Source organism: Streptococcus pseudopneumoniae (genome assembly GCF_001068775.1).
In the GTDB taxonomy this organism is placed as follows: Bacteria; Bacillota; Bacilli; order Lactobacillales; family Streptococcaceae; genus Streptococcus; species Streptococcus pseudopneumoniae_N.
In genome coordinates this window covers 1-542 of sequence record NZ_JWAJ01000021.1, presented here as the reverse complement: position 1 = coordinate 542, position 542 = coordinate 1, and the positions used below count along the sequence as shown (strand labels likewise).

The following is a 542-nucleotide window of genomic DNA, read 5'->3' as shown; positions in this document are numbered from 1 at the left end:
AATTGTGATTTGTCAACCTGAGCCACAAAGTCTGCGAACTCGTTTTGTAGGGAAAGAGGGGGGAGGGGGACTCTAATTTGTAAAAATTTTGATTTCGAAATATTTTTCATACTCCCACTAGTTCCAGAGGAAATTCTCTTAATTTTTAATTTTGTTTTCTCATTTGTAATAAGCTTCCATAAGAAAACTGGATTTACTCGATCATTCAGAATAACCTTCCATAATCTATCTGGCAAATATATATTATCACTATTGATAGCCCAAACATACCCAGCAGCCCCAACTAGTTCAGAAGTGTTCATACGACTAATAATTACATCCCCTATTTCAACTTTATGTTCATCTAAGGGAATATAGTCAATTGGTAAATTTTTTACTTCAGAGGAATTAAAATAATCGTACGATACAGCTCCTGTTTTTAATACTTTATTCTTATTATTTTCCTCACCAGCTAAACTTTTACCTGCTCTCAGTTCTTTTATATATGTATCTAAGAATACTGAGTCAGGATAATCTTCAAACATCTCGTTAAATCGGGATTT

1 protein-coding gene is annotated in these 542 nt (G+C 33.0%); it reads right to left on the bottom strand.

What is annotated here, in order from left to right; translation table 11 throughout:
• Positions 1-524 (bottom strand): restriction endonuclease subunit S (locus ADF68_RS00790; protein ID WP_065426682.1); only part of this gene is annotated, 524 nt, incomplete at its 3' end.
• Between the last annotated feature and the right edge of the window lie 18 nt (positions 525-542).